This window comes from Paludibaculum fermentans (genome assembly GCF_015277775.1).
Taxonomy (GTDB): Bacteria; Acidobacteriota; Terriglobia; order Bryobacterales; family Bryobacteraceae; genus Paludibaculum; species Paludibaculum fermentans.
On record NZ_CP063849.1, the window covers coordinates 1,035,627 to 1,054,204 of the forward strand.

At 61.9% G+C, this 18,578-nt stretch carries 16 protein-coding genes; 4 read left to right on the top strand and 12 right to left on the bottom strand.

Going from position 1 to position 18,578, the window contains the following annotated elements; translation table 11 throughout:
• Positions 1–471: 471 nt before the first annotated feature.
• The 3 genes from IRI77_RS04125 to IRI77_RS04135 are packed head-to-tail and all read right to left on the bottom strand — an operon-like array spanning position 472 to position 3,776.
• On the bottom strand, positions 472–2,799 hold the full coding sequence (locus IRI77_RS04125) for an exo-beta-N-acetylmuramidase NamZ domain-containing protein (protein ID WP_194450816.1): 2,328 nt from the start codon (positions 2,797–2,799) through the stop codon (positions 472–474).
• Positions 2,796–3,086, bottom strand: a complete 291-nt coding sequence (locus tag IRI77_RS04130) for a 4a-hydroxytetrahydrobiopterin dehydratase (protein WP_194450817.1) — start codon at positions 3,084–3,086, stop codon at positions 2,796–2,798. Before IRI77_RS04130 ends, IRI77_RS04125 begins: the two co-directional genes overlap by 4 nt.
• Positions 3,087–3,089: 3 nt before the next feature.
• A complete protein-coding gene (locus IRI77_RS04135; protein WP_194450818.1) occupies positions 3,090–3,776 on the bottom strand; it encodes an SDR family oxidoreductase in 687 nt (228 codons plus the stop codon).
• Between the two features lie 22 nt (positions 3,777–3,798).
• On the opposite strand from IRI77_RS04135, the gene amrB reads away from it, so the two are divergent.
• Positions 3,799–5,028: an AmmeMemoRadiSam system protein B gene (gene amrB / locus IRI77_RS04140; RefSeq protein WP_194450819.1), complete on the top strand. Its 1,230-nt coding sequence runs from the start codon at positions 3,799–3,801 to the stop codon at positions 5,026–5,028.
• A 261-nt stretch (positions 5,029–5,289) separates the two neighbouring features.
• On the opposite strand, the gene IRI77_RS04145 is transcribed toward amrB, so the two are convergent.
• Genes IRI77_RS04145 through IRI77_RS04160 form a run of 4 tightly spaced genes read right to left on the bottom strand, consistent with a single transcriptional unit; the run spans position 5,290 to position 8,664 of the window.
• Positions 5,290–6,465 (bottom strand): VWA domain-containing protein, encoded by a 1,176-nt coding sequence (locus IRI77_RS04145; protein ID WP_194450820.1) that lies wholly within the window; start codon positions 6,463–6,465, stop codon positions 5,290–5,292.
• 20 nt (positions 6,466–6,485) lie between these two features.
• A complete protein-coding gene (locus tag IRI77_RS04150; protein ID WP_194450821.1) occupies positions 6,486–6,992 on the bottom strand; it encodes a MogA/MoaB family molybdenum cofactor biosynthesis protein in 507 nt (168 codons plus the stop codon).
• Positions 6,989–7,453 (bottom strand): cyclic pyranopterin monophosphate synthase MoaC, encoded by a 465-nt coding sequence (moaC, locus tag IRI77_RS04155; protein ID WP_194450822.1) that lies wholly within the window; start codon positions 7,451–7,453, stop codon positions 6,989–6,991. Before moaC ends, IRI77_RS04150 begins: the two co-directional genes overlap by 4 nt.
• On the bottom strand, positions 7,450–8,664 hold the full coding sequence (locus tag IRI77_RS04160) for a molybdopterin molybdotransferase MoeA (protein ID WP_194450823.1): 1,215 nt from the start codon (positions 8,662–8,664) through the stop codon (positions 7,450–7,452). The genes moaC and IRI77_RS04160 overlap by 4 nt, the downstream gene beginning before the upstream one ends.
• Positions 8,665–8,693: 29 nt before the next feature.
• Here IRI77_RS04160 and IRI77_RS04165 point away from each other — a divergent pair, with 29 nt between their 5' ends.
• The 3 genes from IRI77_RS04165 to IRI77_RS04175 are packed head-to-tail and all read left to right on the top strand — an operon-like array spanning position 8,694 to position 12,699.
• A complete protein-coding gene (locus IRI77_RS04165; RefSeq protein ID WP_194450824.1) occupies positions 8,694–10,064 on the top strand; it encodes an amidase in 1,371 nt (456 codons plus the stop codon).
• Positions 10,004–11,284: a M16 family metallopeptidase gene (locus IRI77_RS04170; protein ID WP_194450825.1), complete on the top strand. Its 1,281-nt coding sequence runs from the start codon at positions 10,004–10,006 to the stop codon at positions 11,282–11,284. Before IRI77_RS04165 ends, IRI77_RS04170 begins: the two co-directional genes overlap by 61 nt.
• Positions 11,281–12,699, top strand: coding sequence for a M16 family metallopeptidase (locus IRI77_RS04175; protein WP_194450826.1), 1,419 nt, complete (start codon positions 11,281–11,283; stop codon positions 12,697–12,699). Before IRI77_RS04170 ends, IRI77_RS04175 begins: the two co-directional genes overlap by 4 nt.
• Positions 12,700–12,763: 64 nt before the next feature.
• Here IRI77_RS04175 and IRI77_RS04180 read toward each other — a convergent pair whose 3' ends face one another.
• From IRI77_RS04180 to IRI77_RS04200, 5 genes are all read right to left on the bottom strand, one after another.
• On the bottom strand, positions 12,764–13,402 hold the full coding sequence (locus IRI77_RS04180; protein ID WP_194450827.1) for an NF038129 family PEP-CTERM protein: 639 nt from the start codon (positions 13,400–13,402) through the stop codon (positions 12,764–12,766).
• Positions 13,403–13,415: 13 nt separating this feature from the next.
• Positions 13,416–13,871, bottom strand: coding sequence for a hypothetical protein (locus IRI77_RS04185; protein WP_194450828.1), 456 nt, complete (start codon positions 13,869–13,871; stop codon positions 13,416–13,418).
• A gap of 57 nt (positions 13,872–13,928) precedes the next feature.
• Positions 13,929–16,274 (bottom strand): choice-of-anchor L domain-containing protein, encoded by a 2,346-nt coding sequence (locus IRI77_RS04190; protein ID WP_194450829.1) that lies wholly within the window; start codon positions 16,272–16,274, stop codon positions 13,929–13,931.
• A 260-nt stretch (positions 16,275–16,534) separates the two neighbouring features.
• A complete protein-coding gene (locus tag IRI77_RS04195; protein WP_228486592.1) occupies positions 16,535–17,785 on the bottom strand; it encodes an enolase C-terminal domain-like protein in 1,251 nt (416 codons plus the stop codon).
• Complete coding sequence (locus IRI77_RS04200) at positions 17,764–18,573, bottom strand: 50S ribosomal protein L11 methyltransferase (protein ID WP_194450831.1); 810 nt, start codon at positions 18,571–18,573, stop codon at positions 17,764–17,766. Before IRI77_RS04200 ends, IRI77_RS04195 begins: the two co-directional genes overlap by 22 nt.
• Positions 18,574–18,578: the final 5 nt, after the last annotated feature.

Here is an 18,578-nt window from a genome sequence, read left to right on the forward strand (position 1 = left end):
TCTGTTTTCAGAACAAGAATCTTGTTTCCTAGCACAAAATGGGGTACAACTGCGTGTAGACCTGGACTGGAGGTCGGTTCTGTTCCGATTTCAGAACTGCCTCGACGCAAGACATGAATCCAGCCGGGTCAGAAACGCAGGGAGCATGACAATGGACGTAATGAAAATGTTGGCGGACTTACGCCAGGAACGCGAGGCGATTGAGGAAGCAATTCTGACCCTCGAACGCTTGGCCCGGGGTCAGGGCAAGCGGCGTGGGCGCCCCCCGGCCTGGATGGCGGCAATTAACAAGAAGAAACTTGACGAGAAAGTGGTGGTTACACCCAAGCGTCGGGGCCGCCCCCCCAAGTCTGCCAGCCAGCCGGCCGATTAGGTGCTAGCGCACCTGGTTTGGAGGAGAAACAAAAAGGGGCCCAGACCGCGGAATCGCCGGTCAGGCCCCGTTTTGTTATCCTCCGGCGCTAGCAGGCTCTACTGATACAGCAGATACTTCGCCCGCTTCTCCAGAAAAGGCTGCAGCTCTTCCTGTAGCTTTGGTTCCAGATTCCTCGGATCTTCCCCTCGTCCGATCGCCTCCATCGTTTCGTTTGAACCAATTAGGTTGCGGTTCAGGTTCACGTCGATCTTCCCCGGATAGAGCTTCTGCAAAGCGACAGCCAGTTCCAGCCCCAGCCGCAGCGAAGAGAATCCTTCCCTGTCCAGGATCACAAACCGGACGCCCTGCACAAGTTTTCCCTTCAGATTCGAGGCCGCCGGTGTGAATCGCGTCGGATAGAACCTTACCCCAGGCACCATCCGGTGGTTCAAGTACGCTGCCAACTGAGGACCGTTGATCCAGTCTGCCCCCACCTGCTCGAACGGGGCGTCCGTCCCGCGCCCCACCGAATAATTCTTGGCGTATTCGAGCATCCCGATGCCGGGATAAAGCAGCGCCGCAGTGAGGCTGCGCATATTCGGTGAAGGATCCACCCACCCCAGGGTTGTGGCATCAAACCAGTCGGCCCTTCTCCAATTTTTCAGCTTTACTACTTCCAGCCGGGCATGGATCCCGTCTTCCTCGTTCAGAAACCGGGCCAGTTCCCCCATGGTCATGCCATGCCGCAGCGGAAGTGTAGCGCAGCCTACAAACGAAAGCTTGTCTTCCTCCAGGACCGGACCCTCGACATGCAGGCCTGTGATGGGGTTTGGGCGGTCCAGTATCAGAATCGGAATTTTTGCGGCGGCAGCCGCCTTCATCGCGTTCTTCATTGTGGAAGGATATGTGTAGAATCTCGTACCGATATCCTGAATATCGAACACCAGTACCTCTACACCCTTGAGTACCGACTGCCCCGGCGTGCGGTCTTCCCCTTTGTAAAGACTGTAAACTGGAAGACCTGTTTTGTCGTCTTTTGCATTTGCGACGTTCTCCTGGTCTTCCTTGCCTGAAATCCCATGTTCCGGCGAGAACAGCGCCGTCAATTTCACTCCGCCCGCCAGCATAACGTCGATATTCCGCTCGCCGGTGCGGGTAAGTCCCGTGTGATTCGTGATCAGGCCCACGCGCTTGCCGGCCAGCCGCGCGAACCTTTCCTGCACCAGAACATCAATACCTGTTAATGTTTCAACGGTCCGTCCCACTGCCCGCGCTGGCAGCAACTCATTGAATCCAGTGAGGTTGACATTCTGAACGTCGATGCCTGCCGCCGCCGCCGCAATGGTCGCCACCTTGGCCCGCAACGCCGTGGTCGCCGGCCGCAGATGCGGGTGGACGCTGTTGGTGAGTAGGATGACGTAGGTCTTAGTGTAAGGATCCATCCAAATGGACGTACCGGTAAATCCCGTATGTCCATAACTTCCGATGGGAAATAATTCCCCTCGATTGCCAGAGAACGGCGAGTCGATATCCCAGCCCAGCCCGCGCATGGTCGTCTGCAGGGGTGGGGTCTGCGGCTCAGTGAACTTCCTCACCGTCAGTGGCGAAACGACTCGCGAGCCTTCCACCTGGCCCAGATTCAGCATGAAAGTGGCAAATCTCGAGAGATCCATGGCGGTCGTGAACAGCCCGGCATGGCCCGCCACGCCCCCCATGAAGCGGCAGGTGGGGTCGTGCACGACACCACGCAGCACCGCGCCCTTCCACATCTCGGTGGGGGCGATTCGAGGCTTCCACGAGGCTGGCGGATTGAACATCGATTCCTTCATGCCCAACGGTAGGAAGATCTCCCGCCGCGCGTACTCGTCCAGCGGTACACCACTCACTTTATGGACAATCTCGCCGAGCAGCTCGAAATTGATGTCGGAGTAGATCATGCGCTCACCGGGCTCGGCCACCGGCTTGTCCACCAGCGCCTTGGAGATGCCCGTTTCGTAACCCGACCATTCCGGTGTCAGGGTGAGGTCTGGCCGCAGGCCAGAGAAGTGCGTCAGCAACTGCCGGATCGTGATGTCACTCTTGCCGCCCTGAAAGCCCGGCAAATATACAGTCACCTTGTCGTTCAGCCGGATGCGTCCCTCGTCAAAGAGCTTCATGATCGACGAGGTGGTGGCGACCACCTTGGTCAGCGAGGCCGCGTCGAAGATCGTGTCCAGCGTCATGGGCTCCACGGACGGCACCAACGCCCGATTGCCATAGGCCTTGAAGTGCAGGATCCTGCCCGGCTGCCCGATCAGGGCGACGGCGCCGGGAATCCGGTCTTCCTTAATGGCTTCTTCGATTACGCGGTCCACATCCGGCGATGCCGAATAGGAAACGGGCGCCTGAGCCAGTAGCGTCTGCGCCACGAGAGCGCACAGCGGAGCGAGTTGTATCAACTTCATTGCAGTTTCTTCGCGAACGATTCCATCAGTCCGGCCAGTTCCAGGTCTTTCTTCGTGATGCCGCCGGCGTCGTGCGTGGAGAGGTCCACCACCACGCGGTTGTAGACGTTAAACCACTCAGGATGGTGGCCCATGCGCTCAGCGGAGGTCGCAGCCAGGGCCATAAACCCAAAGGCGTGTGTGAAGTCCGGGAACTTATACTCCCGATGCAGCTTGCCATCCGCCAATTTCCATTCAGGCAGCTTGGCCAAGCCCGCCCGCAGTTGTACCGCAGTCAGTTTCTTCATCGACTAAGCCTTTCCATAGACAGGAATCAAAGCGCCACTCACGTCCGCTGAGGCGTCCGAGGCCAGCCACACCAGCAGTCCGGCAATCGAATCCGGCTTCACCCACCTGGTGAAATCCGCGTCCGGCATGGCCGCCCGGTTCGCAGCCGTGTCGATTGTCGAAGGCATCACGACATTCGCCGTGATGCCGGTAAACTTGTTCTCCGCCGCGATGACCTGCACCAGGGAGTCCAGCGCCGCCTTTGAGGCCGCATACGCGGAAAGCCCGGCTGGCGCTGTCTCTCCGGCGCGCGAGCCAATCGCGATAATCCGCCCGCGTCCAGCGGCCCGCATCGGTTTCAGCGCGGCCCGGAACACGAGGAACGGCGCCCGTGTATTCAGCGCAAACATCTTATCCCAGGTCTGTTCCGACGTATCCTGCGTCTCACCGTCCGTCGCAAACCCGCCCAGCACGTGCACCACGCCGTCCAATTGACCACGTGCTTCCAGCACCGTCCGTACCGCGGCCTCCGCGCCTTCCGCCGTTGTCAGGTCAGCGGGCACCGCCAATTGTGCGGGATTGGAACTGTCTACTTTCCGCGCCGACGCCGCAACAAATGCGCCGGCTTCCACGAATGCGGCTGTCACGGCTTCGCCCAGTCCGCCTGTCGCACCGGTTATCAGTATGGTCTTGCCCAGGAGCAGCTTCATGAAATCTCATTATGATGGAGTGGTGTCTAAACCTCTACCGCGCCTGCGCATGGACCTCGACTTCATGCCTTCCCCCGTCGAGGACCGGCCTGGCCTGCTGATGCGTGACCCGTTCCACTACTCCGACGTCACGCTCATCATCCCGCCGCCCCTCGTGCCCGTCCTCTCCATGTTCGACGGAGAACAGACCGAGGACGCCATGTGCCGTGTCCTGCTCGAAATGACCGGCGATGTCCGCGTCGGCGAGCTGCAGCGCCACCTGCTGGAATCTCTCGATCAGGCGGGCTTCCTCGAGGGCGAACGATTCGATGAGATGCGCGCCGCGACGGAGCGGGCTTTCGCCGAGTCCGGCATCCGCGAACCGGCCCACGCCAACGTCGCCTATCCGGGCGATCCCGCCGAACTCGCCGCCTGGATGACCGAGAATATGGACAGCGGCGGCGCCCGCCCTGCCGCGGCAGCCGGCGGACTCATCGGCATCGCCGCTCCGCACGTCAGCCCCGACGGTGGTTGGGATTCCTACCGCGCCGCCTATCAGGCCCTCACGCCTGATCTCGCCGACAAGACCTTCATCGTCCTGGGTACGTCGCACTATGGCCAGCCTGAGACGTTTGGTCTCACCCGTAAGCAGTTCGTCACGCCGTTCGGTACGGCCCAGACCGATCTCGATCTGGTGAACCGCCTCGCCGCCAAGGCGCCTCGCGCGGTCCGCATGGAAGATTACTGCCATGCGATCGAGCATTCCATCGAATTCCAGATCGTGTTCCTGCAGTCGATCTATGGCCCCAACGTGAAGGTGCTCCCCATCCTGTGCGGCCCGTTCGGGAAGAGTCTCTACGTGGGCGGAAAGCCCGAGGACGACGACGGCGTAGCCGAGTTCTTCGAGGCTCTCGGTGATCTCTACGCCCGAGAGGCCCAGCGGTTGCACTGGGTGCTCGGTGTCGACATGGCCCACATGGGCCGCCGCTACGGTGACGAGCTTGTGGCGGAAGCGCATACCGGCGAGATGCTGGCCGTGGCAGCACGGGATAAGGAGCGCATCGAACAACTGGCGCTCGGCGACGCTCGGGGCTTCTGGGATCGCGTCCAGCCCAACCACGATGACCTGAAGTGGTGCGGCAGCGCCCCCTTCTACACGTTCCTCAGCAGCGTCCCTCAGGCGGTCGGTCAGCTCCGGCACTACGAGCACTGGAACATCGACCCGGAGAGTGTCGTCAGTTTTGGCGCCATGGCATTTCACAAGGATATGTGAGTACTAGTACAATAAAGACACGTCCTATATCCCTCAGGGGATAGTCAGTTCATGAGGGGGACTAGACAATAAAGGGGTAGAGAACAAGTTTCTCCTCCTCCAAATTAAACGGCCGGCCATCACCTCCTCCGATGACCGGCCAGTTTTTTGCCCCGGCACAAACAGAACCGCCCCCTGGCTGTCGCAATCGCCGCGCCGGATCCGGCTGCGAACTGCGACCCCAAGGGGGCGGTGGCTGACTCCTAAGTCTTTACTTCCCAGTTAGTTCGGAACGCCGGCCATCCAATAGCCGGGCCGCGTCCGCACCTTCAGGCCGGGCCGGTTCACGGTCACCTGGATCTTGTGGAACCCGCCTTCGATTTTGTTATTCGGCGAGTAAGACAAAATGTACTGCGCACGTATCTCTGAGCCGATGGCCGCAATCGCATTCTCCAGATCTTTCTGGGACATGAACGAATACTCCCGCCCACCAGTGAACTGCGTGTAGACCTCGGCTGGATTCTTGATGAAAATGGCCTTGGTCGCCGTGAAAATCTCTTCGATCACCGGAACGAAGTCCACTCCATAGCCGGGGGCGCCGAACACCTGGCTCTGCGTCGTCGGATCGTTGCTGACGATGCCGGGCATCGGGCGCGAGCCCGGAGGGAAAGGGTTGGGCCGTGGAACGCCGGGCTTCTCGCCAAAGCGCGTGATGATGCGGCTGATGTTCAGCGTGAACACGTCGATGTTGTACAACTGGAGCTCGGTGGCCACTTCCTTCACCTTGGCTTCGCTCGAGCGGTCCATCGTCTCGGAAACCAGCAGAATCGTCTTGCGGCGGTCTTTCTTCGACCGCAACATGTGGGCTGCTTCCTGGATGGAGTCGTTCAACCGGCTGGTCCGGCTGCCCGGCTTCAGCTTCTCCACCGCGGCGTTGATCTTCTCGGCATCGTTCGTGAAATCCTGCAAAACCTCCACGCGATGGTCGAAGCCGATCACGGCCGCCTCGCCGTCCTGGCCAATCAGCAGGTCGTGCATGACGTTGCCCATCTGCTTGATCTTCGGCAGCACCATATCCACGTTGCTGCTGCGCTGGATGCAGACCACCATCGACAACGGCAGGAACGTGACGTCGCGGCTGATCTGCTGCGCCTTTTCGTTGTCCAGCAGGACGAAGTCCTGCGGTTTCAACCCGTTGACGGTGTTGCCCTTCTTGTCGGTGACCGTCGTCGGCACCAGCACGACCTGAACCTGCGTCCGGAATACGGTATCGCCTTCGTCTGCCTTCTGGGCGTCGGGCTTTTGCCCTTCGTCCTTAGGCGCCGGCGTCCCCGGAGCAACCCTCTTCTGGTCTGGCGGTTTGGGGGCCGGTGTGCCCGGCATGATCCTCGTCTGCGTCTGCGCCGGCAGCATGGGCAGCAGACAGATGGTGGCGATCAAAAGGACGATTCTCATCATAGAGTTGGATGCTTCAGGACCTACCGGCGTTTCGATTCGTCTGGACCCGCTTCGGAATGGGCGGTGTTGCCCGCCAGCAATTCCACAATGTGGGGTACGAGATCCAAGATAGCATCCATCGACTGCCGGGCTCCCTTGGGCGATCCCGGCAGGTTCACGATGAGACACTGCCCCCTCGTTCCAGCTACAGCGCGCGACAAAACGGCCCTCCGCGTGTACTTTAGGCCGGCCGTTCGCATGATCTCGCCCAATCCGGGCAACTCCTTCTCCAGCACTGCCTTAGTGGCTTCCGGAGTGACATCCCGGGTGGCCACGCCCGTGCCGCCGGTGGTCAGGATGAGCTCGCATCGGGGGCTCCACTCCGCCACGGCTGCACTAATCTGCACGGCCTCGTCAGGCAAGGCTTGCCTGTGGACCACCGTCCAGCCTTGAGACTCGCAGAGTCCGGCCAACTCCGGTCCGGATAGGTCTTCCCGCGTCCCGGCACAGGTGGAATCAGAAATGGTGAGAACGGCCGCCCGGATCACCGCTTGTAGTGCCCCGACTTCCCGCCCGACTTCTCCACCAGCTCGATGCGCTCAATCGTGATCGACTTGTCCAGGGCTTTCGTCATGTCGTAAATCGTCAGTGCCGCCACGCTCACGGCCGTCAGCGCCTCCATCTCCACCCCGGTCTGCGAAGTCGTGGATACGGTGGCTTCCACCGCGATGCCATCTTTCTTCACCTTGGCGTCCACATCAACATGCGAGAGCGCCAACGGGTGGCACAACGGAATCAGCTCGTGGGTTCGTTTCGCCGCCATGATCCCGGCGATCCGCGCCACTTCCAGCGGATTCCCTTTGGGGTTGTCAGGCAGGGCCTTCAGCACCGCCGCCTTCATCCGCACAAAGCCGCGTGCCTGAGCCGTGCGCTTGGTGGCTGACTTCTCGCTGACGTCCACCATCCGCGCCACGCCCGCCTCATCGTAATGCGATAGCTTCTTCTTCATCGCGCCATCACTCCAATCCAATCACCAGCCGCATACTCGCCCTTTTCCGGATCCGAGACCAGGTAAGCGTTCGCCCGGGTCAGCGCCGCGATATCGCCCGACCCTGACCACCCAATCGGCGTCAGCAATCCTTCTTCGTCCAACCGCGCCGGCAGGAACCGCGTCAAGCCGGTCTTCTGCCGGAACGGCGACTTCAGTTGCGCGCCGGTAATCGCCAGCATCGGTTCGACGACTCCGCTGATCAGTTCCAGTGCCGCGCGGGCGAAGATCTCGAAACACACCATGGTCGACGCCGGATTCCCGGGCAATCCAAAGAAGAACGTGCCCTGGGCTTGTCCGAACACGCACGGCTGTCCCGGCTGGATCAGCACGCGGTCGAAGTACATCTCCGCGCCGAAACTGTGCAGGGCCGTCTCGACAAGATCGTACTTGCCTGCCGAGACACCGCCCGACAGCAGCAGCACGTCGCACTCCAGGCCGTTCGCAATCAGCTCCTTGGTGATCTCCAGTTCGTCCGGAGCCACGGGCAGGACCACCGCCTCGCCTCCGGCCCGAATCACCTGCGCCGCCAGCGACCACGTGTTCGAATTCCTGATCTGATGTGGCTCCGGCTTGGTCTCCACCTCCACCAGTTCGTCGCCGGTCGCCAGAATCGCCACGCGCGGCCGCTTGTAGACCGCCACTTCCGCCTGGCCGATCGATGCCAGCAGCGCGATCTCCGCATACCCCAGGCGGATGCCGGGCCTCAGGATCAGCGCGCCCGCCACGGCATCGCGCCCCTGTGGATTCACGTTGGCGCCCATCTCCAGTGCTTTCGGCACATCCACGCGATCGCCTGCCACCGTGGTGTGCTCGACCATCACGACCGTATCGGCGCCCTCAGGCACCGACGCGCCGGTCATAATCTCGACGGCTTCGCCCGGCTCCACCCGGCAATCCGAGGACTGTCCGGCCCGGACCTCTCCGACGATGGTGAAGGTGCCTGGCAGGTCGGCCGCGCGCACCGCGAACCCATCCCGCATCGAGCGTGGTTCCGGAGGGTAGTCTCGATCCGCGAAAGCAGGTTCAGCCAGCACGCGGCCGGTGGCCTGCTCCAGCGGCAGGAATTCCATATGTGGAGTGACACGCGCGGCCCGCACGCGTGCCAGCACCTCACTCCGGGCCTTCAGAAAAGAAAGGGCTTCCACTATGCCCAGTGTAGCAGCGGCCATACAGTTGCTACCCTGTTGGAATGTTCGATTTGCTGGGACTCACAGAGATGGCGGGCGCCGTGGCGCAAGGTTCCATCTCTCCCCTCGAACTCACCGACATCCATCTCCATACGATTGAGGCCAGAAACCCGGGCATCAACGCTTTCATAGAAGTCTATGCGGAGCAGGCACGCGCTCAGGCCCGGGGCCCTCTGTCAGGCCCTCTGGCGGGCGTTCCTGTCACGGTGAAGGACTCCTTCGATATCGCCGGACGCGTGACGAACTGCGGCAGCCTGTTGCGCAGCGAGGCCGTCGCCTCTCGGCACTCCACCGCCGTCGAACGCCTGCTCGACGCGGGCGCCATCCTCATAGGCAAGACGTCGACGCCCGAATTTCTTTACTACTACGAGACGGACAACCGCCTCATCGGCCGCACCAATCACCCGTGGGACGAGACCCGCACCAGCGGCGGCAGCAGTGGTGGGGAAGCGGCGGCCATCGCTTCCGGCATGTCAGCCGGCGGGGTGGGCAGCGACGGCGGCGGCTCCATTCGGGAACCTGCGCACTTTTGCGGCATCTGCGGACTCAAACCCACGCCCGGACGCGTCGGCGCCGGAGGGCATTGGCCCGAAATCGCGCATCCCACCGGCTTCATGGGCGTGGCCGGACCCATGGCGCGCACGGCCGCGGACGTTCGCCTGCTGTTTCAAGTGCTGGCTGGCTACGACCCCCGCGACCCCTTCTCCGCGCCGGTGCTCCCGCCGCCCCAGCCGTCGCGCCACGCCCGCATCTTCGTCATCACCGGCTACCGTACTGAGCCCGCCTGCGCCCAGGCGGCCGAACAGGCCGTCACGCTCCTCAGCGGCCTTGGCCACTGTGTCGAGGAGTTCCCTTTCGCCCTGATCGAGAAGGCCCATGAATTGTGGCGCCTCCTTTTCGTCGACTACCTCACCGCGGGTATTCGCCACATGGTGCGGGGCAGGGAAGAGGATTGCTCGTGGACTGGCCTGGAACTCACCCGCTACGCTCGCGAAACTGTAGATGCATCGCGCCTGGCGGGCATCCTGCTGGAGCGCGATCGCATGCGCGCCCGCCTGCTGGAGTTCCTGGGCTCCGACGCCGTCCTGGTCGCCCCCGCCTTTGGCGTGACGGCCTATCCCCATCGCCAGTGCCCCATGGACCTGATGGAAGCCATCCGGCCTGTCTCGCCCTGGAACCTGTTGGGCATGCCGGCCCTGGTCGTCCCCATGCTCAGCACGCCTGAAGGAATGCCCGCGGGCGTCCAACTGATTGGCGCCCCCTGGACCGACGAATTACTGCTGGACCTCGGAGTCCGGTTCGAAACTGCAAGAGGAAGCCGATGGCTGACGCAAAGATCTTCGCCTACGACTACGACCAACACGACTACCCCAACGGTCTGAGACTCATTACCGTCCCCGCGCCCTACCCCCAGGTAGTCAGCCTCTATATCGTGGTGCAGGCCGGCTCGCGCAATGAAGTGGAGGAGGGCCGCAGCGGTTTTGCCCACTTCTTCGAACACATGATGTTCCGCGGGACGCCCGCCTTCCCGCCAGAGCGGTATGAGGCCGTGCTCCAGGAGACCGGAGCCTCGTCCAACGCTTATACCGATGACGACCGCACGGTCTACCACACGACCCTCACGAAAGAGGACTTCGAAACCCTGCTGGCCATGGAGGCCGATCGTTTCCAGCACCTCGACTATCCACTAGAAGGATTTCAAACCGAAGCCCTGGCCGTCCTCGGCGAGTACAACAAGGACAGCACCGAGCCCATCAACAAGCTCATGGAGGTCCTGCGCGACACGGCTTTTGACGCGCATACCTACAAACACACCACCATGGGCTTCCTGCGCGACATCGAGCGCATGCCGCAGATGTACGACTACAGCCGTACTTTCTTCGACCGCTTCTACCGCCCCGAGTACACCACTCTCATCGTGGCCGGCGATGTCGACCCCGCCGAAGTCCGCGCCCAGGTGGAGCGGCACTGGGGCGCATGGCAGCGCGGCAGTTACATCTGTGCGCCTGCTGTCGAGCCCGCTCAATCCTCGCCGCGCGAGGCGCACATCCCCTGGCCCACGCACACGCTGCCCTATCTGCTCGTCGCCCACCACTCACCTGCGTATAGCGACGAAATTACTGATGGGGCCGCCCTCGACATCATCAGCTTCCTTGGCTTCTCGGAAAGCTCGCCGCTCTACGAAAAGCTTGTCATCGAGGACCAGAGCGTGGACCTCCTCTGGGCCAGCAACGCCGATCACGTCGATCCCTACCTCTTCACCGTCATGGCTCGCGTCAAGGAGGACCCGATGGTGCCGGACGTCCGCGAGTCCATCCTCGCTACCTTGCGCGGCTTTGCGGAAACGCCCGTCGACGACTCTCTGCTGGCGAACGTAAAAAGCCATCTGCGCTACCGTTTCGCTCTCAGCCTCGACAACAGCGAAGCCATTGCTTCGACGCTCGCGCATTACGTCTCGCTGCGCCGCACGCCGGAGACCATCAACCGTCTATTTTACCTCTACGAGCAGGTCACGCCGCAGCTCCTGCAAACCGTCGCCGCCCGTTTCTTTCAGCCCAACGGCCGCACCATCGTTACGCTCGCCAATGGAGACGCGAAGTGAAGTTCATCACTCTCCCCGACACCACGCCGCTCATCAGCCTCCGCGTGGTCTTCCAGACCGGAGCGTCGCAGGATCCACCGAACCAGGGCGGCGTTGCCTGGATGACCGCCATGATGCTGGCCGGGGGCGGCAGCCGCACCCTCACCTACAAGCAGATTCTCGACGCCTTCTTCCCCATGGGCCTCTCCGTCGGCTGCCAGGTGGATAAGGAACTCATTACCTTCACCGCCGAGGTCCACGCCGATCATCTGGAAGAGTTCTATGAGATCTTCCGTGGCATGTTGCTCGATCCTGGCTGGCGCGCCGACGACTTTGCCCGCCTGACTGACGATGCCGTCAACATGCTGGAAGTGGAGCTCCGCGGCCAGAACGATGAGGAACTCGCCAAGGAGATCCTCTACCAGCGTATCTACCAGGGCCATCCTTATGAACGCCACGACGCCGGAACCGTCTCCTCCTTGCAGGCCCTGGCCCTGGATCAGTTGAAGGCCTTCTACCTGGCTGAATTTGCGTCCTCGAACCTCATCATCGCCATCGGCGGCGGCTACCCGGATGGCTTCGAGCAGCGCCTCCGCAAGGACTTCTCGGCGCTTCCTCTCCGGGCCCGTGCCGGCGTCGAGATTCCGCCTGCGCCGCCAGTCGCTGAGACCGAACTCTATTTGCTGGAGAAGCCGGCCCGCGGCGTTGCGATCTCGCTGGGGTTCCCCATCGAAGTGCGCCGCGGCCATCCCGATTACCCGGCCCTGCTGCTGGCGACCTCCGCGTTAGGCCAGCACCGCATGAGCAGCGGCCGCCTCTTCACGCGCATGCGCCAGTATCGCGGCCTGAACTATGGCGACTACGCCTATATCGAATACTTCCCTGGAGGGATGTACACCCTCCAGCCCAGTCCGAACCATGCGCGCGCCAACGACATCTTCCAGCTTTGGATCCGCCCGGTGGATCGGGAACAGTCGTTGTTCGCTCTCCGGCTGGCCCTCCACGAGCTCGAAAGCTTCGTCACCGGAGGGCTGTCGCAGGACGAGTTCCAGCGCGCCCGCAGTTTCCTTTCGAAATACGTCAACCTGCTGCTGAAGACGAAATCAGAGGAGCTTGGGTATGCGGTGGACAGCGCCTATTACGGCATCCCGGCGTATCCCGATTATGTGCGGGCCGGCCTGTCCCAGTTGACGCTGGAGGAGGTGAACGCCGCGATTCGCCGCCATCTTCGCTACGACCGACTGCGCATCGTGGCGGTGGGCGAGGGCATGCAGGACTTCAAGGATGCCATCCTGGAAAATCGCGTCTCGTCCATGACTTACAACTCGCCCAAGCCGGAGGAGATTCTCGAGGAAGACAAGGTCGTGGAGCGCAGGCCGATCCTTGTGCTGCCCGGCTCCATCGTTATCGCCGGCGCCGATGCCGCGTTTGCCTGAGCTCACGCAAATCAGAGGTGGCCGGAGGCCCGATACCCTCCCCCCGGCCACCCTTTCCAGGGTCTTACCTCTTGCGCGCCCGCAGGGCCAGAAGCCCGAGTCCCACCAGGCAGATGAGCCCTGTCGACGGCTCGGGAACACCCTGAAAGTCAGCCGTCGCCGCGCCCAGCACCGGGTCATCGCCAACGGCGATCCCCTGATACTGACTGATCACTGGAGGAGTCTTCAGGTCGACGAAAACCAGTTCGTTCGCCATGCCGGTAGTCGACACCTCCAGGAGTGAGCCGTTCAGAATCGCGAATGAGAAGCCGTCCGGTGTCGGCGCCACGTAGTTGCCGGTCACTGTCACCTGAAAGGCAAGCAGATTGCCCGGCACAAACGGCTGGTAGAACGTGTTGAAGAACGACGTATCGTTCATCACCACACTGCTGGACAGGTCGCCCGTCACGCCGCCCAGCACTGTTGCCGCCCCGCTCGCCGACCCTCCTCCAAAGGTGAACGAATCAATCGTCACCGTGTTGTTGGCGATGCCGTCCCCGTCCACCAGCTGGAACTCAATCGAATACGGACCGGTCACCCCCGTCATCAGCGGCGTTGTATCAATACTCACCAGAATCACAGCGGCCTGCGAAGGCACTGCCATTAACAACAGCAGCAACGCGCCCGCGGCCGCCTTGGCCATCAAGTTTCTATATGCCGACATCCATTCCTCCAAATCACTTCAGTTTGAAATTGTTTGCTTTGAGAACCTGCTTCAAGGCCTCAGTGCCGTGCTCACACAGGACATGATCAGTCGCGCTATACGCCCGGCCGCCCTCCAGTCGGTACACCATCAGGTTCTCCGGCAGCGATCCACCCAGTGGGACCAGCAGCGCCATAACCCGCACCTGCCGGCCTTCCAGCTCCAACAGCGCCGGTTCCGGATAAATCACCTCCACCGCGGCCGCCTTCCGCTCCACTGCCTGGATCCTGTCCGGAGTCACCAACAACAACATGCGGTTCTTTGCTCCTGCCAGCAATCGTTCGCATTCATGCTGCACCGCGTCCGCCGCCGCACCGGTCAATGTCCGCGTCTGGCCCTTCTCGTGCACCAGAACACGCACTCCATCCGCCGCTCGCGCCGCGCCGGCGGTCAACCACACGCACCCGAGTAGAAGCAGAAACCAGTTCACAAGTTCCTTCAGAAGAGGGCGCCGTGACGGTCCGCGGTGCCCCCTCCAGGCACAGGGCTATTTGTTGATCACGATCTTGTCCAGCAGGATCGCCGTGTCGTAGATGCTGTCACCCACGTCACCCGCCGCGAAGGTCAGCGTCACCGGCTTGCCTTCGTTGGCTGTCGCAATGGCCGCCACGTTCAATGACGCCGTCTTCCAGCCATTGCTGTACGCATCACCCCGGTCAAAGCTGAACGGCACCTTGTAAGTCGCCGCGCAGATGGAGTCCACGTTCACGTACATCAGGTTCGTCGTTCCCGATTCTGTTGTCACCGACACTCGGAAGAAGTCCTGATACTGTGTTCCGCACCACTCCTTGAACTCCTCCGAGGTGAAGTTCCAACTGAACGTCAGCGTCTTCGCCTCCTTCGGCATGCAAACCTTCTGGCTGATCTGGCCCGACGACGTCGTGTAACCCAGGCCAGTCGAAATGATCCCCATCTGGACGCCATCCTGGGGATAGAAATAGCCGCCCAGTTGGGTGACGACGCGCCCGTCGCCCTCCGCCGTCCAGGCGCCCAGGTTGCCGGACTCGAAATCACCGTTCTGCAGCTCATTCCCCAACCCCGCTTCCAGGTTGGTCGCGCCCGTCATCTTCCACTCCGCCGGCGGAGTGTTGCCGTCCTTCAACCCGGCCGTGAACGACTCACCCGTGGTCACCAGGTTCGTCGAATCCAGCACCCACTTGTTGAAGAAGTCTTTGGTTCTTTCGGCTGCAAAGTCCACATTCACATACTCGCTATACGCCAGGTACGTCTTCGCCCCCGCCCCCGTGAATGCATTCGCCATCGTGCTGTTGTAGAACGAACGGCACGCGTTGATGAACACCAGGCTCGACGGCATCCCGCTGTTGTAGTAGCTGATGAACGACGGCAGAATCGCGTAATTCGCACTGTCTCCGGTCAGGATCGCGAGTCGCCCCTTCTTTAAATCGGTCTGATACGTTGCCTTGTTCGCCGTCGTGGCCGTCTGACCAGTCAGGATCACCACCTGCGCGCCCCAGAAGCTCCAGCCGAATTCGTCCTGCCACGTGTTCAGGATCCCGCTGTAGTAAGTGCCCCCATGTCCGTAGTGAATGTAGACGCCATAGTTCTTCAGCATCTTGAATGCATCCACCGTCACCGCGGCGTCCTTCAGCCAGGTCACGTCGTACTTCGGACACGTTGACCCCTCGAACAATGTCTTCATGCTCGCGTTCGGGTCAACGCCCGAAAGGCTCGCCCAGTACGGGGACAACAGCAATACCTTCTTGTTGCCTACTTCGACATTGCCCGCGCTGGCCATCGACACCGGCGCCTTCATGCCAAACCCGCTTTGCGCCGTCAACTGCGCCTGCTCCTGCGCCGGGCCGCCCAGCGTCCCTCCCGGGTTCAACATCAGGCCGCCCAGGATCCCACCTTTGTATACAATCCAGATCCCGTTGTCTCCGCCTGAGAAGCCAGCCTGGTCCACCGTCCCGTCCGCCAGAATCTTGTTCAACGTATCCTGCAGCGCGCCGTTCTTCCCCAGCGTGCCCACCTTGTCGTTGAAGTTCTTCAACGCATTCTGCTGCAACAGCGTCAGGGCATTGAACTCCGAATCCGCAATCGGCTTGTAGGCCAGGACCGTGAACAGGTTCGACAGCGTCGTCACTCCTCCATCCACCGACTTCACCTTCAACCGGTACGTCTCCTCCGCCGCCGAACTCATGCCGGCGATCATAGAGAAGATCCCGTCTCCCTGGATCTCATCGCCGTTCCCCAGCGCACCGTTGTCGTACATCGTTCCAATCGTCCCAATCACGTTATTGCCGGCATCCACCCGCACCACCGTCACCGTCGGCTTGGGTGAGCCCGACGGGTAGGGCACCAGTGCACGCATGGTTACGTTCGTCGGCGTGTTGATCGGAAATCCGTCCGGCGACACCGTAATGCCGCTGATCGGTTCCAAGGTCGCCAGCCCCGCAAACACCCTGCCCGTGTACGCAATCGCTGCATACGATGGATTCGTGAACTGCAGCACCACCGCCGCCGTCTCACCGGGCATCAGCGTGTTGTCCGAACCAACATTCACCGCCATCGTCGGTGCGCTCGCCAGCGCCCCCGCACAGCCCGCTCCCCCCGCTGAGTTGGCCAGCGTCACTCCGCTAGTCAGATTCTGCAGCGCAAAGTACAGCGGCCCCTGCACCACCGCCGCACCATTATTCTTGAATGTGACCGTCTGAATGAACTTGTCACTCCGCCGGTCCAGCCTGTAGCCACTTCGCGTTGCACTGACCTTCGCCGTCACTTCGGCGCTGCAATCAATGGCGGCGAAGGCCGGCAATGCCGCCAGTGTGCCGAGTAAGCCAGCAAACACTACGAGACAACGAGTAAATCGCACAGATACCTCCGAATCGGGCAACCACTGGTTGTGATCCTAGGCTTACTCGTCTATCTACACAAGGACGGGACAGTTAATTCCTATACACTTAACTCCACATTGGCCTCGCCGCCGCGCACTCCTGCGGCACGCATTGCCGTTGTGTGGCATTTGCTGAGGAAGCATCCATCCAGACTGGTCAATGCAGAATTGTGCTACACACCGTTAGGCTGCCTCAATTAGGGGGTGTCCGGACGCCTACTTTGGGGACGTAGCGGGTCTTACACTTTGAACAGTGTCTTCTTCTCCACCTTCGCCTCGTCAAATTCGATCCCGAAACCCGGCCCGTCCGGCAGCGCAATCCGCGCCTGCACCGGCGTCATCTGGTTCTTCTCAAACCAGTAGTACGACCTCATTTTGGTGATCAGGTACTCCGCCCGCGGGCACACGGCCGGGCTCTGCGAGGCAATCACATGCAGCGCCGCATGAATGCTGTGCCCATGCGGCAGCACCTGCGCGTCGTACAGCGAAGCGATGCCGCAGATCTTGACCAGCTCGCTCAACCCGCCGCACCACTCCGGATCCGCCTGCACCACGGAGATCGCGCCCGACTCCAGATACCGTTTCGTCTCCCAACGGCCGTAAAAGTGTTCGCCCGAAGCGATGGGGATCGACGTCGCCTTGTGCAGCGCCACGAACGACTCCAGCTTGTCCGGATTGAACGCCTCTTCCAGCCAGCGTGGATGGTACTTCTCCACCTGTTTCGCCCACGCGATCGCGTAGTCGAGCGACCAGCCGGAGTAAACGTCGAACATGAGCTCGACATTCTCACCCACAGCCTCACGCAGCGTCCGCACCAGCGCGACATTCTTTTCCAGACCCTCATCGCCGTCGCCTGGTCCGTACGCCAGGAACCATTTCTGATGGCGATAGCCCGCCGCCTTCAACTCCTGCGCCTTGCGGAATGCCGGCTCCAACTCCAGCGAGAACCCGAGGCACGATCCGTAGACTTCCACATCCGCGCGGGTCGGCCCGCCCAGCAGGCGGTACACGGGGGTCTTGTAATACCGGCCCCGCAGATCCCACAGGCAGTTGTCCACCGCCGAGATCCCCATCAGGTACAGTCCGGCCCGTGCATGGCGGTTCGACCGCCACATCTGGTCCCATAGCGCCTCGCCGGCCAAGGCGTCCTTGCCCATCACGAACGGCTTGATTTGAGTCTCAATGACAAGCGCCGCCTCCTGGTCCACCGGCCCATACCAGCCCTCCAGCCCATCGGCGGTCTTGATGTTCAGGTAGATCGCATTTACCGCCGACTCGCGCTGGGCCTGCGGAGTGTCCTTGTATGGCTTCGGCCTCAGCGCGTCATAGATGTGCGTGGGCTGCACCTGATACTGCCCGTCCTGGCCCGGTGTCACCATCCGCCGGCCGGCCAGCCGCCACATCTCCACGGCCGAAATCTTGGAAGCCGCCGGAGCCGCCACGAGGGCCGGCGCGGCCGCCAACGCACTCAGGAATTGTCTTCGTTCCATAGGACCAGGCATACCCACTCGTTCTTCTCGATCGTCTCCGCCAGTTCGAATCCGTGGCCCAGCATTGCCTGTCGTACTCGCCCAGCATGCCGGTCCGGAAAGCCGGACAGAATCAGGCAGCGCCGCGCCACGCGGGCGTACTCCGCAGCCAGCGCCTCGTGCGTCACCGCGTTGATATTGGCCACCAGCAGATCCACCGATTGCGACCGCACAGCCCGCGTCGAGCCCGCGAAGACGTGTGGCGGCAGCCCGTCCGTCAATAGGTTCCGGTAGGCCACTGCAATCGAATCGTATTCGATGTCGCAGCCGGCCACATGCCGCGCCCCCAGCAGCGCCGCGGCGGCCATTAGGATCCCGGTGCCTGCTCCGACATCCAGGACGACGGCGGCGGGCGGCAGGTGCTTCTCCAGTGCCTCCAGGCACAGTTGCGTTGCCGGATGATCGCCCGTACCCAACGCCTGGCCCGGATGAATCGTCAGCCGCATGCGCCCGCGCGGAGTCGGGTCTTCGTCCCACTCGGGAGCCAGATACAGCTTCTTCCCGATCTCGAAGGGTTGCCAGGCCTGCCGCGAGGCCTGTTCCCAATCAATCTCCTGGTCCGCTTCAATGCGCGGCTGGAACGGGGCAAAGCGCTGCAGCAGCCCCGTGGGGTCGTCAAACCACGCCCGCAGCTGGCAGCGCGCACCCGGGAGAGACTCCTCCTGAATGCCGCTCGCACCCTCCTCCCATAGCTCCGAGGAGAGCAGTTCCGCGTCTTGCTCCGGACACTCGAGGAATAACGAATACATTGTGA